At 68.3% G+C, this 14322-nt stretch carries 13 protein-coding genes; 3 read left to right on the forward strand and 10 right to left on the reverse strand.

Annotation, left to right across the window (positions count from 1 at the left end):
* The coding region (locus tag ABD108_RS15935; RefSeq protein WP_343930786.1) for an ROK family protein at window positions 1-822 on the forward strand (822 nt) is incomplete at its 5' end.
* A gap of 42 nt (window positions 823-864) precedes the next feature.
* On the opposite strand, the gene ABD108_RS15940 is transcribed toward ABD108_RS15935, so the two are convergent.
* The 7 genes from ABD108_RS15940 to ABD108_RS15970 form a co-directional block, all read right to left on the reverse strand.
* Entirely contained in the window at window positions 865-1542 is a 678-nt protein-coding gene (locus tag ABD108_RS15940; RefSeq protein ID WP_343930787.1) for an SDR family oxidoreductase, read from the reverse strand.
* 79 nt (window positions 1543-1621) lie between these two features.
* Entirely contained in the window at window positions 1622-2890 is a 1269-nt protein-coding gene (locus tag ABD108_RS15945; RefSeq protein WP_343930788.1) for an MFS transporter, read from the reverse strand.
* 75 nt (window positions 2891-2965) lie between these two features.
* The gene (locus ABD108_RS15950; RefSeq protein ID WP_220657217.1) at window positions 2966-3451 is read right to left on the reverse strand and encodes a MarR family winged helix-turn-helix transcriptional regulator; all 486 of its coding nucleotides are present in this window, start codon (window positions 3449-3451) and stop codon (window positions 2966-2968) included.
* 90 nt (window positions 3452-3541) lie between these two features.
* Window positions 3542-5599, reverse strand: a complete 2058-nt coding sequence (locus ABD108_RS15955; RefSeq protein WP_343930789.1) for a PhoX family protein — start codon at window positions 5597-5599, stop codon at window positions 3542-3544.
* 108 nt (window positions 5600-5707) lie between these two features.
* Window positions 5708-6805: a DUF475 domain-containing protein gene (locus ABD108_RS15960; RefSeq protein ID WP_220657219.1), complete on the reverse strand. Its 1098-nt coding sequence runs from the start codon at window positions 6803-6805 to the stop codon at window positions 5708-5710.
* A gap of 150 nt (window positions 6806-6955) precedes the next feature.
* The gene (locus ABD108_RS15965; RefSeq protein ID WP_343930790.1) at window positions 6956-7846 is read right to left on the reverse strand and encodes a DUF2268 domain-containing putative Zn-dependent protease; all 891 of its coding nucleotides are present in this window, start codon (window positions 7844-7846) and stop codon (window positions 6956-6958) included.
* A 104-nt stretch (window positions 7847-7950) separates the two neighbouring features.
* Window positions 7951-8853, reverse strand: coding sequence for an LLM class flavin-dependent oxidoreductase (locus tag ABD108_RS15970; protein WP_343930791.1), 903 nt, complete (start codon window positions 8851-8853; stop codon window positions 7951-7953).
* Window positions 8854-8977: 124 nt separating this feature from the next.
* Between ABD108_RS15970 and ABD108_RS15975 the strand changes: the two genes are divergently transcribed.
* The gene (locus ABD108_RS15975; RefSeq protein WP_343930792.1) at window positions 8978-10951 is read left to right on the forward strand and encodes an OPT family oligopeptide transporter; all 1974 of its coding nucleotides are present in this window, start codon (window positions 8978-8980) and stop codon (window positions 10949-10951) included.
* A gap of 95 nt (window positions 10952-11046) precedes the next feature.
* Here the strand turns inward: ABD108_RS15975 and ABD108_RS15980 are convergent, their stop codons facing one another.
* The 3 genes from ABD108_RS15980 to ABD108_RS15990 all read right to left on the reverse strand — a co-directional run bounded on the left by ABD108_RS15980 (window position 11047) and on the right by ABD108_RS15990 (window position 13671).
* Complete coding sequence (locus ABD108_RS15980; RefSeq protein WP_343930793.1) at window positions 11047-11844, reverse strand: DUF1542 domain-containing protein; 798 nt, start codon at window positions 11842-11844, stop codon at window positions 11047-11049.
* Between the two features lie 134 nt (window positions 11845-11978).
* Window positions 11979-13091: an inositol-3-phosphate synthase gene (locus ABD108_RS15985; protein WP_220657223.1), complete on the reverse strand. Its 1113-nt coding sequence runs from the start codon at window positions 13089-13091 to the stop codon at window positions 11979-11981.
* On the reverse strand, window positions 13069-13671 hold the full coding sequence (locus tag ABD108_RS15990; RefSeq protein ID WP_305112239.1) for a PadR family transcriptional regulator: 603 nt from the start codon (window positions 13669-13671) through the stop codon (window positions 13069-13071). The genes ABD108_RS15985 and ABD108_RS15990 overlap by 23 nt, the downstream gene beginning before the upstream one ends.
* Window positions 13672-13884: 213 nt before the next feature.
* On the opposite strand from ABD108_RS15990, the gene ABD108_RS15995 reads away from it, so the two are divergent.
* Window positions 13885-14283 (forward strand): DUF5318 domain-containing protein, encoded by a 399-nt coding sequence (locus tag ABD108_RS15995; protein WP_220657225.1) that lies wholly within the window; start codon window positions 13885-13887, stop codon window positions 14281-14283.
* The last annotated feature ends 39 nt before the right edge of the window (window positions 14284-14322 follow it).

Consider the following 14322-nt stretch of genomic DNA (forward strand, 5'->3'; position numbering starts at 1 on the left):
CTGATGCCGGACCTGGTCGCTCGCCTCGAGGATCTCCTCCGGGAGAGCGGTCGCCGCCCCGAGGAGGTCCGCGGGGTGGGGATGAGCATTCCCGGCACCGCCGATCCGCAGCGCGGATGCAGTCTGGACTCTCCTGCGATCAGCGGTTGGGACGGCATCGCGCTGCCGCCCTATCTGCGATCGATCACGGCTGCGCCCGTGTTGCTGGACAACGATGCGAATGTGATCGTCCTGGCCGAGCGTCGCGGACAGCGCGATCGGTTCGACGACATGTTGCTGATCAAGGCGTCCACCGGACTGGGCGCGGGCATCGTTGCCGGTGGCGCGCTGCAACGCGGTAAGCGCGGCGGCGCGGGCGAATTCGGGCACACGAAGATCCCCAGTGCCGCCGGCATTTCGTGCCGCTGCGGCGACACGGGTTGCCTGGAGGCGGTGGCCGCGGGCTGGGCACTCGTCCGCGACCTACGCGATCAGGGTCGCGAAGTGGCGCACGTCCGCGATCTGGTGGACTTGGCGATCGCCGGTGATGCGGAGGCGCGCAGGCTGATCCGGGACAGTGGTCGCCATATCGGCGAGGTGCTCGCCGGCGCCGTGAACCTGCTCAACCCGGACGCGTTGATCATCGCCGGCGATATGGCCGGAGCCTACGACCTCTTCGTAGCCGGACTCCGGGAATCGGTGTACGGCAACGCCACTACGCTGGCGACCCGTGAACTTCAGATCCTTCCGTCGACACACGGCGAGATGTCCAGCGTGAAGGGGAGCGCTACGTTGATCCTGGATCACGTGCTGCGGGCGGAGGCGATCGACGCAGCGCTGTGATCGAGGCCGCACGCTGCGGGAGGTGGGTCCAGTCGGTGACGATCAGCGCGGGCGCAGGACTATCTCCGTGGGGTGCGCATCGGCGGGGGTGTGCACGGCCTGCACCACCGCGCGCGCCACGGTCTCGGGGCGCAGCAGGTTGTCGGCCGAGTAGTCCCGGCCTTCGAGGGCGAAGATCCCCTCCTGCATCTGCGTGTCGATGCGGCCGGGGAAGATGCTCGTCACCCGGAGGGCGGGCTCCTCGGCGCGGAGCGCCTCGGCGAACGAGGTGAGGCCGAACTTGCTGGCGGCGTACGCGCCCCAGCCGGGGTTCGCGCGCTTGCCCGCGCCCGAATTGATCAGTACCACATGGCCACCCGCGTCGCGCAGTGCCGGCAGCAGTGCCTTGGTCAGCTCGACCACGGCCAGCAGATTCACCTCGAACATGGTGCGCCAGTCGTCTGCGGTGGTGTCCTCGATCCGTGCGATCGAGGCGATCCCGGCGTTGTGCACGAGCACGTCGAGGCGTGGAATCGATTGCGCGAGAGCGGCCACCGTCGCATGGTCGGTGAGATCGGCGGCGAAAGTGAGTGCCCCGAGCTCCGCGGCGAGCGCGTCGAGTTCGGGGGAGGGGCGGCCGCCGAGCACCAGGTCGTGCGTCTCGGCGAGCTGCCGTGCGATCTGGGCGCCGAGCCCGCGGGAGGCGCCGGTGATCAGGGCGAGAGGGCGTTGTTCGCTCATGCGCTCCACGGTAGTTCACCGCCGAACGACGAGAGCGGCACCGTCCGGCGTGGACGGTGCCGCTCTGCGCGCGAACGGATCAGAACTCCTGGTCTCCCACCAGGGCGGCCTCGGCGGGCACCTCGTGGGTATCGGCCTTGCTGTCGCGCACCTGGGTGAGCACCACGGCGGCCACCACGCAGGCCAGGGCGCCCACGAAGAAGGGCGCCGCCGGGCTGCCGAACCACTGCGCCACGTGGGCCACACCGGTCGCGGCGATGGCGCCACCGGCCCAGCGCAGGAAGTTGTAGCCGGCCGAGGCCACGGGCCGGGGTGCATCCGCGATCGACATCGCGGTGCCGGTGAACAGGGTGTTGAGCACGCCGGACGGGATACCCGACAGCACCACCACGGTGACCACGACCGCCACGTTCTCGTGGCCGATCGCCGCGATCAGTAGCAGCACGCCGTACCCGAGGACGGCGGCGATGGCGCCCCGTCGTTCACCGAGCGAGGCGGCCACCTTGGGGGCGAGCCACACGCCGCTCACCGCCACCAGCAGGCCCCAGCCCACGAACACGGCGCCCACGAAGTACGGGCTCTTGTGCAGCACGAAGGGCGACCAGGCGAGCACTGTGAAGAAAGCGGCGGTGTAGAACGCCGAGCCGAGACCGGTGAGGAACAACCCGCGCTGGCGCAGCGCACGCAGGGGCGCCATGGGGGAGACGGTGCCCTCGGTGGCGCGCTTCGCCTTGGCCTCGGCCGCATCGGATGTGAGCATGGTGGCGCACAGGATGGCGCCGATCAGCATCAGCGTCGCGGTGCCGGCGAACGGACCGCGCCAGGAGATGCCGCCGAGCACGGCGCCGAGCAGCGGACCGACGGCCAGGCCCACGCCGAGCGCGGCCTCGTACAGCAGGATCGCGCCCTGCTGGCCGCCGGTGGCGGCGGAGACGATCACGGCGAGCGCGGTGGCGATGAAGAGGGCGTTGCCGAGGCCCCACACGGCGCGCCAGGCCACGAGCTCACCGATCGAGCCCGCCAGGGCGCAGGCGCCGGAGGCCACGACGATCAGCAGCAGGCCCGCGATCACGGTGCGCTTGGCCCCGAACATCGAGGTGAACCAGCCGATGAACAGCATGGCGATCACCTGCACGCCGAGGTACGAGGAGAACAGCAGCGTGGTCTGGCTCGGGGTGGCGTTGAGCCCCTTGGCGATCGATTCGAGGATCGGATCGACCAGGCCGATGCCCATGAACGCGATCACCGCGGCGAACGCCGTGACCCACACCGCCTTGGGCTGGTGGGAAAGTGTGTCGCGCAAGCTCGGGTGTGCGTGGTCCGCGTTCTGTTCGGCGGTGATCGTCACGTGCAGCTCCTCTCGTATTACTACGAAAGTCTAAGCAATATGGCTCACGAAGAGCAAGCTCCTGTGACGGATTCCTCAGCCGTCCTCGCGGTAGCGGTCGATCAGCAGGTTGAGCGCCGGAATCGCCGCGTTCAGATGCACGCGGTCCTCCTCCGACAACTCGTGCAGGTGCCGCGCCAGGACGGCGTTGCGCGCCGCGATCAGCTCCGAGGTCAGCTGCTGGCCGTGCTCGGACAGCTGTACCACCACGGCCCGCCCGTCGTCCGGATCGGGGCTGCGCTGCACCAGGCCGAGCCGTTCCAGACCGTCCACCGCGCTGGTCGCCGAGGGCAGCCGGATCCGCAGGAAGCGGGCCAGCTCGCCCATCCGCACCGGACCCAGCCGCAACAGGCTCTGTAGGGCCGACTGTTGCGCCGGAGTCAGATCCGGCCCCGGGGTCGTGCGCTTCATCAGGAAGTGCAGCTGCAGGAGTGGGGAGCGCAGTTGGGCGGCCAGCTCACCGATGCTCGCATCGAGTGCGGCGGTGGAGGCGGCGCCGGAGTCATGGGACGCGGGGGTCATGACTCCGATACTAGGCACAGATTATGGCGGTGCCGGTCCCCCGAACGGCCGGACCGACACCGTCAGATGGCGGGAGAGTTTGCGATCGCGCTACGAACCAATGCTCCCGTTTGTTTTCCAGATCGCCACCACCGCAGGTCGGGGCTCATTCGTCCCGCCGTCGGGCCAGTGCGAGGTGGGGCTGCCGGCGCCGCCGTCGTCTGTCTCACCCGGATGCTGAACTGCGACAAGAACGCGGTTATCCCGGATCACCGGACCACAGGTCTCCGCGCCGTAGGGCACGGTGAGGAACTGCTTCGTCAGGCCCCGGTCCTTGCCCTCCAGCACCACGCCGAACAGGCCGTCGTTGCTCTTGAAGGTGTCCTGCGTGCCGTCGGTCGAGATCCACAGATTGCCGAAGGAATCGAAGGCCACGTTGTCGGGGCAGCTGATCCGGGAGACCTTGGTCTTGTCGTAGCCGCCGTAGTAGGTATCGGCCGCGGCCGGGTCGCCGCACACCAGCAGCAGGTCCCAGGAGAACTCGGTGCCCGTGTGATCGTCGGTGATCTCCAGGATCTGGCCGTTCTTGTTCTTCACCCGCGGGTTGGCGGCGTCGATCCCGGCCTTGCCCTCCGCGCCGCGATCGCTGTTGTTGGTGAGCGCGCAGTACACCTTGCCCGTCTTCGGGTGCGGCTGGATGTCCTCGGGACGATCCATCTTGGTGGCGCCCGCCTTATCGGCCGCCACCCGGGTGTACACCGCCACGTTCTCGGCCGGCATCCCGTCGATGTGCGAGGTCGCCTTGCCCGCGGCGTCCACCGTGAGCAGCGGCATCCACTTGCCCGTGCCCTTGTAGCCGCCGGCGGGCACCTTGCCGTCCTCCACCTTGGGGCCGTCGAACTTCGCGACGTACAGCGTGCCCTCGTCGAGGATCCGCATGTTCGACTCCATCGCGGCGGGACCCTTGCCGTCCTGGATCTTTCGCGAACTGACGAACTTGTAGATGTACTCGAACTTCGAATCGTCGCCCGAGTACGCCACCACGGTGCCGTTGGAGGTCACGTGGATGTTCGAGCCCTCGTGCTTGAACCGGCCCATGGCCGAATGCTTCACCGGGGTCGAGCGCGGATCGTGCGGATTGAGTTCGACGATGTAGCCGAATCGGTTGGCCTCGTTGGTCTCCTTGGCCAGGTTGAACCGGTCCTCGTACTTGCCCCAGTTGTGGTAGTCCGAATCCTTGCCCAGGCCGTACCGCTTCCAGCCCTCCTTGAGGCCGTCGATCGGCGGGGTGTCGGCACCGGAGAAGTAGTTGGTGTAGTTCTCCTCGCCGGACAGCATGGTGCCCCACGGGGTGATGCCGCCCGAGCAGTTGGCGATGGTGCCCAGCACCCGGGTGCCGGTGGGATCGGTCGCCGTCTTACAGAACCACGAACCCGCCGCCGGGCCGCGCAGCTCGAACTCCGTCGAGGCCGTGACGCGCCGGTTGTACTCTCCCAGAACGGGAGTCAGCTTGCCGGAACCCGGCTCGCCCTTCACCTCGACCACGGCCAGGCCGTGTGCGGCCATCTCCACGCGCACCTGGTTCTCGGTGGGGTTCTTCTCGTCGTAGCCCTTGAACATGTGCTTGCCCGTGGTGTACTCCTGGTTGCACACCATCAGGAAGGTGTCCGGCTTACCGTCCACCGGGATCAGATCGGTGAAATCGTTGTTGTAGCCGAACTGCTGGGCCTGCGCCTCGGGAGTCTGGTTGTCGAAGTCGAACTTCGGCGCACCGGGCAGCACCGGATCGCCCCAAGCGATCACCACGGCCTGCTCGTACCCCTGCGGAATCACCACGCGGTCTTCGCTGTTCGCGGCGACCGAGGTGAAATTCAGTCCGGGAGCCTTGATATCGGCGCCGGGCGCCGCACCTGCCGACGAAGACGAACCCGCCGAGCCCGTGCTCGCATCACCGCACGCGGCGAGCACCGTCGTCGCACCCACGCCGACCGCGGCGATGCCCGCGCCCTTGAGCACCGTGCGGCGGGTCAGATCGCCGAAGTACTCGTTCTCGGAGGTGTTGTCGTGCGGACGGAAGCACTGCTCGCCGCACTTGTACTTGCAGGTGGTGTGCGAGCGGGTGGACTGGCCGTCGTGATCGACGAGCAGGCGCAGATTGGGCAGACGCATGAGGCTCCCTCGGGGCTGAGGCGGGGATCGGCTGAGTGAATCAGCGACAATGTCTCAGGGCCACGTGAGCGGCAGGGAAAGTCTTGGTAACGCGGAGGCAAAGTACCGTCAGGCGGCGTCCGCGGGAACCTGCCCCGCCGCGATCCGGCGGTTGCGGATCACGCTCGAGATCATCGCCGCGATGATCAGCACCAGGCCGATGAGTCCCGTGACCACCTCCGGTACCGGGGTCCCGATCGAGTACAGCAGGATCACCGCCAGGGCGCCGATCGCCCAGTGCGCGCCGTGCTCCAGGTACACGTACTGCGACAGCGTGCCCTGGCGCACCAGGTACACCGTGATCGAGCGGACGAACATCGCACCGATCAGGCCCAGGCCCAACGCGATGATGATCGGGTCGGCGGTGATCGCGAAGGCGCCGATCACCCCGTCGAAGGAGAACGAGGCGTCGAGCACCTCGAGGTAGAGGAACAGGAAGAAGCCCGCCTTGCCCGTCGCCTTCGCCAGGTCCGACGGTCCGCTGTTCGGCTTGCTCTGCGCGTCGAGGTCGGCGATCTCCGCCTCCTCGTCGATGTGGAAGAGCTCGCCCAGCCCGTTCACCACCAGGTAGGTGATGAGGCCGAGCAACCCGGCCACCAGCACCGTGGTCTCCTCGCCCGGGTGGGCGATGTACATCGCGGTGTACAGCAATGCGCCGCAGGCGATCACCACCGACAGCTGATCGAGCCGGCCGATCTTCTCCAGCGGCTTCTCGATCCAGCTCAGCCAGGTGACGTCCTTCTCCGACAGCACGAAGTCCAGGAACAGCATCAGCAGGAAGATGCCGCCGAAGGCCGCGATCTGCGGATGCGCCGCGGTCACCAGCGATTCGTAGGTGGGGGAGCCGTCGGTCGGCGGGTTCAGCGCGAGCCGCATGGCATGCACCGGATCGAGCCCGGCGGTGATCCACACGATGGCCAGGGGGAACAGCAGTCGCATGCCGACCACCGCGATCAGGATGCCCACGGTGAGGAACATCTTCTGCCAGAAGTCGCTCATCCGGCGCAGCACCGTCGCGTTGATCACGGCGTTGTCGAAGGAGAGGCTGATCTCCAGCACACCGAGGATCGCCGTGAGGAACAGTGCCTGGGGGCCGCCGTAGAGGTACGCGACGATCAGGGCGGCGATCGTGACGACGATCGAGAGGCCGAAGGTCCGCAGTGCCACCGGGCGCCTTTCCATGGGGTCGGGCTCGGTGGGTCACCGAGCTGGTTCGCACATCGAACCTACGCCGCTCGTAGCCCGCACGCTCACAGGGCCGTAGTGACGCGGCGTCGGGTGACCGCAGCAGTCGGTGGTGGCCGAGCTGTGAGCGGGTCAGCCGCGGTCTTCGGGGAGGCCAACAGCGATGACTTCCTGCGCGTCGGTGTGCACCGCCTCAGCGGCGGTAATCCTGCGCACGGCGAGATAGGTGTCGACGAGCCGATTGCCGACTGCGTAGCCGGCACCGGTCGGCACCCCGAGAGGAGGGGCACCGAACCGGCCCGCGATCGCGTCGCCTAGCACCCATGAGGCGAAGTTCTGCATCCCCGTGACATCCAGATGGTCGGCAACGGTCGCGAACAGCGCATCGTCGTGACGGTGACGCACGCCGATCCGGGAGGCTCCGAGTTCGTCGCCGAACTGCTGGCGGGCAAGTGCATCCGCTAGCCCCTCGGAGACGATCTGCTCGCCGACGGTGACCGTCGTCGGGTCCCAGACGACGCCGCCTGGCGCATACCGCACGTTATGGTCGAATTCGTGCACGGCCGTTGCCTCGACCCGCTCGAGATTCTCCGGGGATGGCCAGATATTCAGATACAGATAGCCGGTGACGCTGCCGTTCGCGGTGAGGCCGAGCGCCTCCTCGAGAAAGATCCGATCACCCGGGTCGCCCACGACCAGCAGGACTGTGACTGCCGGTAGATCGACCCGCTCCAGCCCATCCTGGAGCCAGGCGGAGGCCTCATGAAGCGCTCGCTCGACCCGTCCCCAGGCATCCGCCGCATGCAGACGCTCGACGGCGTCGATGCAAGCTTCCGTGTCACGGTCAAGCGGAAATCCCGACGAGGCCCGGTGCATCGCCGCCAAGTCCACGGGTCCGGGGAAGTACCGGTACATCCCCATCATCGGCTGCCACATTCGCTCAAGTAGCGCCGGGCGCTCAGCGGCAGGCGCCTGCAGGACTGTCAGCATGGATGTGTACGTATCGAGGACCGTGATCTCCATACCGCGACCGTAAAGCCTCCCGTGACGGGAGGGTCAAACCGTAGCGCTACCTACCACTGCGCCGGGACGAACCTCCGTGCGGTGAAGCCGGCCCAGTCTCCCGATCAGGACGTTGCGGGCGTGAGGTGCCGCGCGGCGAAGGCGTCGAGGGCGTCCTCGGTCCCGAGGTAGGGCTCGTCGGGGCGCGGCCAGTGCAGGATCACGTCGGTGAAGCCCAGCTCCGCGGCGCGCCCCACGGCATCGTCGGCCGCATCGGGTGAGCTGAGGCTGTAGGTTCCGCCCGAGTCGATCGACAGGTGCCGCTCGATGCTCGCCGGATCGCGCCCGGCCTCGGCCAGTGCATCGTCGAGCCGCGTGCTCAGCTCGGCGACGCGCGACCACCAGGCGTCGCCGCCGTCACCGTCGGGGCCGGTGGTCACCCAGCCCTGCCCGAGTTCCGCCACCAGTCGCAGGCCTTTCGGGCCGTTGGCGGCGAGCACGAAGGGCATCCGCGGGCGCTGCGCCGGCTCGCCCACCATGCGGGCGTCGACGGCGCGGAAGAAGTCACCGTCGAAGGAGATGCCGCCGGGCTCGGTCTCGTACCGCAGCAAGGCGTCCAGGCCGCGGGTGAATTCCACGAAACGCTCGTGCCGCCGCCGCGGGCTCAGCTCCTCCTGCCCGAGCACGAAGGAATCGAAACCCGTTCCGCCCGAACCGATCCCCAACACCAGGCGGCCGCCCGAGATCTCGTCGACGGTGCCCAGGTCCTTGGCGAAGGGCACCGGGTGCCGGAAGTTCGGCGAGGTGACGAAGGTGCCCAGACGGATCTTCTCGGTCACCAGCGCGGCCGCCGTCAACGTGGGGATCGTGGCGCCCCAGGGCTGATCGGCCAGGGTTCGCCAGGACAGGTGGTCGTAGGTCCAGGCGTGATCGAAGCCCAATTCCTCCGCCTTGCGCCACCGCCGCCGGGCCTCGGGCCATGGGAATTGAGGCAGGATCACCACACCGAAACGCAGGGGATTTCGCACCCCGCCAGCCTACGACTCGGTACCTCACCGCACGACCTGTCCCGTTTGCGGCATACGATCGCGGCCTTGGTCCTAGGGTTTTCTCGTCGGTCGACCCGACCCTCACCGCTGATAAGGGGTACACATGTCCAGTCCGGCTTCCGCCGCGCCGCGATCCGGCGTGCGCGAGCTGACAGTCCGCGGCATCGCACTCGGTGCCGTGATCACGCTCGTCTTCACCGCCGCCAACGCCTATCTCGGGCTCAAGGTGGGTCTCACCTTCGCCACCTCGATCCCGGCCGCCGTGATCTCGATGGCGCTGCTGCGCTACTTCGCGAACCACTCGATCATCGAGAACAACATCGTCCAGACGATCGCGTCGGCCGCGGGCACGCTCTCGGCCATCGTCTTCATCCTGCCCGGCCTGGTGATGATCGGCTGGTGGCAGGGCTTCCCGTACTGGACCACCACCCTGGTCTGCCTGGTGGGCGGCGTCCTGGGCGTCATGTACTCGATCCCGCTGCGGCGGGCACTGGTCACGGGATCGGATCTACCGTTCCCCGAGGGTGTCGCGGCCGCCGAGGTGCTCAAGGTGGGCGACACCGCCGAGGGCGCCAAGGAGAACAAGACCGGCCTGCGCCTGATCCTCGTCGGCTCGCTGGCCTCCGCGGGCTACGCGCTGCTGGCGAAGATGAAGGTGGTCGCCGAGTCGATCTCGATCCCGGTGAAGATCGGTAGCGGCGGCACCATCGTGGTTCCCGGCCTGTCGTTCGCGCTGATCGGCGTCGGTCACCTGGTGGGCGTCACGGTGGGCATCGCGATGATCGTGGGCCTGGTCATCTCCTACTTCGTGCTCCTCCCGATCTGGACCGCGGGCGATCTGGGCGGCAGCGAGGCCTTCTCGGACGTGGTCAACAGCGTCTTCAAGAACGACATCCGGCTGATCGGCGCCGGTGCGATCGGCGTGGCCGCCGTGTGGACGCTGCTCAAGGTGCTCGGACCGGTGCTGCGCGGCATCGGCGAATCCATCGCCTCGGCGCGCAAGCGCCGCGACGGCCAGCTGGTGGACATCACCGAGCGGGACATTCCGTTCCCCTACGTGGCCGGCGTCGTGCTGGTCTCCATGGTTCCGGTCGGCGTGCTGCTGTGGCTGTTCACCACCGACACCGCGCTCGACGGGAAGGCCGGCGGCATCATCGCGCTGAGCGTTCTCTTCGTGCTCGTGCTGGGCCTGCTCGTGGCCTCCGTGTGCGGCTACATGGCCGGCCTGATCGGCGCCTCCAACAGCCCGATCTCCGGTGTCGGCATCCTCGTGGTGATCGCCGCCGCGCTGCTGATCCGCGCGGTGTACGGCCCCTCGACCGGCGACGAATCGCTGGCGCTCGTGGCGTACACGCTCTTCACGGGTGCGATCGTCTTCGGCATCGCCACCATTTCCAACGACAATCTCCAGGACCTCAAGACCGGTCAGCTGGTGGGCGCCACCCCCTGGAAGCAGCAGGTGGCCCTGGTGATCGGTGTCGCCTTCGGCTCGGCGATCATCCCGCCGGTGCTCGATCTGCTGCAGAAGGGCTTCGGCTTCGTCGGTGCTCCGGGCGCGGGCGATAACGCGCTCGCCGCACCGCAGGCCTCGCTGCTCGCGAAGCTCTCCGAGGGCGTCTTCGGCGGCGATCTGGACTGGGGCCTCATCGGCCTGGGCGCGCTGATCGGCGTGGTCGTGATCGTGATCGACGAGGTGCTCACCCGCGCCGGCAAGTTCCGGTTGCCGCCGCTCGCCGTGGGCATGGGCATGTACCTGCCGATGAGCGTGACGCTGATGATCCCGGTGGGTGCCGCACTCGGCTACTACTACAACCGCTGGGCCGACCAGTCGGCCAACGCCGAGGGGCGCAAGCGCCTGGGCACGCTGCTCGCGACCGGCCTCATCGTGGGTGAATCGCTGTTCGGCGTGCTGTACGCCGCCATCGTGGTGGTCTCGAACAAGGACGAGCCCCTCGCGCTCCCCTTCATCGGCGAGGGCTACCTGCACTGGGGCGAGGCCCTGGGCGCGCTCATCTTCGTGGGCGTGATCTACGTGCTGTACACCCGCACGAAGAAGCTGGCCGCCGCGGAGGGCTGACGATCTTCTCGCTCCCAGAACAGACTCCCGCTCCCGGAATTCCGGGAGCGGGAGTTCGTTTCGGGAGCGAGAGTGCGGGCCGACGGTGCGCGGGACTAGAAGTCGAAGCCTCCGAAGTCGCCGCCTCCGAAGTCGCCGCCTCCGAAGTCGCCGCCGCCGAAGTCGCCGCCTCCGAAGTCGCTGAAACCGCCGCCGTCCCCGCCGAAGTCGCCTCCGCCGATGTCACCCCCGGTGTCGCCGCCGTCGAATCCGCCGTCCATGCCGGCACCGTCGGCCATCACGGCCGGACCGACCCCGGCCATACCGGCGAACAGCGAGCTGAACAGCAGGTAGCTGCCCACGCCCCAGGCGCCGGCCACCAGCGCGGGCTTCCACCAGGGCTCGCTGTACCAGCCCGCGGGCACGGGGCGGCCGGCCACGACGCCGCCGGGGTAGTAGTTCGGCGTGCGGTCCGACGGCCCGGGGGAGGCCGCGAGCTCGCGACCCTCGACCTCGACGGTGCGGTCCTCGGTGACGGAGCCCGCGGCGCGCTGACCGTCGAGCTCGGGGATCGGCGGCCCCGGATCGAGATTCATGGCCACCCGGGCGGCCCGGGTGTAGTACAGGCCCTCCAGCGCGGTCTGCTTGGCGAGCCGGGCCTGCGCGGGCGTGGTGGCCTGCGCGATCTGGGAGCCCGCGGCGTTGTACCGCTCGCCGGCATCGGCGAGCGCCTGCTGCGCGGCCTCGTTGGACCCGACCAGGTTGTTCACCTGGCCGGAGAGCCGTTCGATGGTGGCGCGGGCGTCGGCCTGTGCATCGGCGAGGGCCTCGGCCTTGTTGTTGCGGCCGCGGGCCACGCTCACACCGGCGAACGCGACGGCGGCGATCACGACGAGGACGAGCACGATTTCCATGTCTTCGACGCTACCGACGGCGCGTGCCCCGCGGCTTACAGAAGTATGAAGAATCGGACCTTTCGCCGGCAGCGAAAAGCCCGCCACCGCCGGACGGACCGGGGGTGACGGGCTGATCGAGTCGAACGCGGGGACTAGTCCGCGCCGATGATGAACTCCTCGAGCTGCTTGCGCGCGACATCGTCGGCGATCTGCTCGGGCGGCGACTTCATCAGGTACGCCGAGGCGGGGATCACGGGGCCGCCGATACCGCGGTCCTTGGCGATCTTCGCGGCGCGCACGGCGTCGATGATGATGCCGGCCGAGTTGGGGGAGTCCCACACCTCGAGCTTGTACTCCAGGTTCAGCGGCACATCGCCGAAGGCGCGGCCCTCGAGGCGCACGTACGCCCACTTGCGGTCGTCGAGCCACTCCACGTAGTCCGACGGGCCGATGTGCACGTTCTTGTCGTGCACCTTGCCCGACAGCGGGCCGGTGAGGTTCGAGGTGACGGCCTGCGTCTTGGAGACCTTCTTCGACTCGAGGCGGTCGCGCTCGAGCATGTTCTTGAAGTCCATGTTGCCGCCGACGTTGAGCTGGTACGTGCGGTCCAGCGTGACGCCGCGGTCCTCGAAGAGCTTTGCCATCACGCGGTGGGTGATGGTGGCGCCCACCTGGCTCTTGATGTCGTCGCCCACGATCGGGACGCCGGCCGCGCGGAACTTCTCGGCCCACTCCGGGTCGGAGGCGATGAACACGGGCAGCGCGTTGACGAAGGCCACGCCCGCGTCGATGGCGCACTGCGCGTAGAACTTGTCGGCCTCCTCGGAGCCCACGGGCAGGTAGGAGACGAGGACGTCGACCTCGTTGTCCTTGAGCGCCTGCACCACGTCGACGCCCTCACCCGGCGCCTCCTCGATGGTCAGGCGGTAGTACTTGCCCAGGCCGTCGAGGGTGTGGCCGCGCTGCACGGTGACGCCGGTGGGCGGCACGTCGGCGATCTTGATGGTGTTGTTCTCCGAGGCGTTGATGGCATCGGAAAGGTCGAAGCCGACCTTCTTGCCGTCCACGTCGAACGCGGCGACGAACTCGACGTCGCGCACGTGGTACGGGCCGAACTTGACGTGCATGAGGCCCGGGACCTTCGCATCGTCGGCCACGTCCTTGTAGTACTGCACGCCCTGCACCAGCGACGAGGCACAGTTGCCCACGCCGACGATCGCAACGCGCACCTTAGTGGAATTGTCAGTCACCGTTCTTCCCTTCATTCGGTGTCAGTCGGTCGGCTCCGGGAGCGGAGCGAGCGGGCCGATCCAATTGGTCGGAGCGCGATTCAGCGGCGATCAGCTCATTGAGCCACCGCACCTCACGCTCCGTCGTCTCCAGTCCCAGCTCGTGCAACTGCCGCGTGTACGTCTCGCTGGCACCCCCGGCCGCGAGGGCCCGACGGAGCTCCTCCCGCCGCTCCTCGACCTGCCGGCGGCGTCCTTCGAGGATGCGGAGCCGGGCCTGGGCGGGAGTGGCGGTGAAGAAGGCGAGATGCACGCCGAAGCCGTCGTCCGTGTAGTTCTGCGGACCCGTGTCGGCGACCAGGGCGGAGAACCGCTCCTGACCGGCGGGGGTCAGCTGGTAGACACGGCGCGCGCGGCGCTTGCGGGCAGCTGCAGGGGGGCCCGGCGCGGCTTCTTCGACGATGTACCCGGCGTCCTGCGCGCGGCGCAGGGCGGGGTACAGCGAACCGTAGGAGAAGGCGCGGAACGGGCCCAGCAGTTCCGTCAGCCGCTTGCGGATCTCGTAGCCGTGCATCGGGGAGTCGTGCAGCAGGCCGAGAACTGCGAGTTCGAGCATGTGACGCCTCCCTTCCTGCGCGGCGCCGGGCCGCAGGGGGCTGACGCGAGTGGATCTATCTCTTCAATGCGATCGGCTGTTGTATCGCGCCGATATATAGGACGATACCCCAGCGTGTGATGGGCGTTGCAATGGCACGGCGGTGTGAGGGCACGCCGCGGGCGGTATCCCCTTGTCGAGGCGTATCCCAGCCGGGGCACGTACATTGGATCCGTGCGAACGCAGAGGCAAACGGTGGACTACGCGCTGCAGCGGCGATCGCTGCTCGCGTCGGTCAACGCCGGGCGCACTGCGGTGAAGTCGGTGTGCGACGCCGATCCGTACCTGTTGCGCGCGGCCAAGTTCCACGGCCGACCGTCGGAGGTGCTGTGCCCCATCTGCCGCAAGGAACAGCTGACGCTGGTGTCCTGGGTGTTCGGGGATTCGCTGGGTCCGGCCTCCGGATCGGCCCGTAGCGACGCAGAGCTCGGTGAGCTCGAATCGTCGCGGCCGGAGTTCTCGGTGCACGTGGTGGAGGTCTGCCGGTCGTGCAACTGGAATCATCTGGTGGAGTCCTACGTGGCCGGGCTGCCCCCGCGGCCCAAGCGCAAGCGCCGCGCGGCGCCCGGATGAGCGCGCACGGGGGAAGTAGAACGATCACGACGAAAGACG

The organism is Tsukamurella strandjordii, from assembly GCF_039525985.1.
Lineage (GTDB): Bacteria > Actinomycetota > Actinomycetes > Mycobacteriales > Mycobacteriaceae > Tsukamurella > Tsukamurella strandjordii.

Bases quoted from the DNA above. Each gene is read 5' to 3' on its own strand.
- ABD108_RS15950 (WP_220657217.1), bottom strand. From the start codon at position 3,451: ATGACCCCCGCGTCCCATGACTCCGGCGCCGCCTCCACCGCCGCACTC.
- ABD108_RS15985 (WP_220657223.1), bottom strand. From the start codon at position 13,091: ATGAAGGGAAGAACGGTGACTGACAATTCCACTAAGGTGCGCGTTGCG.
- ABD108_RS15980 (WP_343930793.1), bottom strand. From the start codon at position 11,844: ATGGAAATCGTGCTCGTCCTCGTCGTGATCGCCGCCGTCGCGTTCGCC.
- ABD108_RS15965 (WP_343930790.1), bottom strand. From the start codon at position 7,846: ATGGAGATCACGGTCCTCGATACGTACACATCCATGCTGACAGTCCTG.
- ABD108_RS15955 (WP_343930789.1), bottom strand. From the start codon at position 5,599: ATGCGTCTGCCCAATCTGCGCCTGCTCGTCGATCACGACGGCCAGTCC.
- ABD108_RS15990 (WP_305112239.1), bottom strand. From the start codon at position 13,671: ATGCTCGAACTCGCAGTTCTCGGCCTGCTGCACGACTCCCCGATGCAC.
- ABD108_RS15940 (WP_343930787.1), bottom strand. From the start codon at position 1,542: ATGAGCGAACAACGCCCTCTCGCCCTGATCACCGGCGCCTCCCGCGGG.
- ABD108_RS15975 (WP_343930792.1), top strand. From the start codon at position 8,978: ATGTCCAGTCCGGCTTCCGCCGCGCCGCGATCCGGCGTGCGCGAGCTG.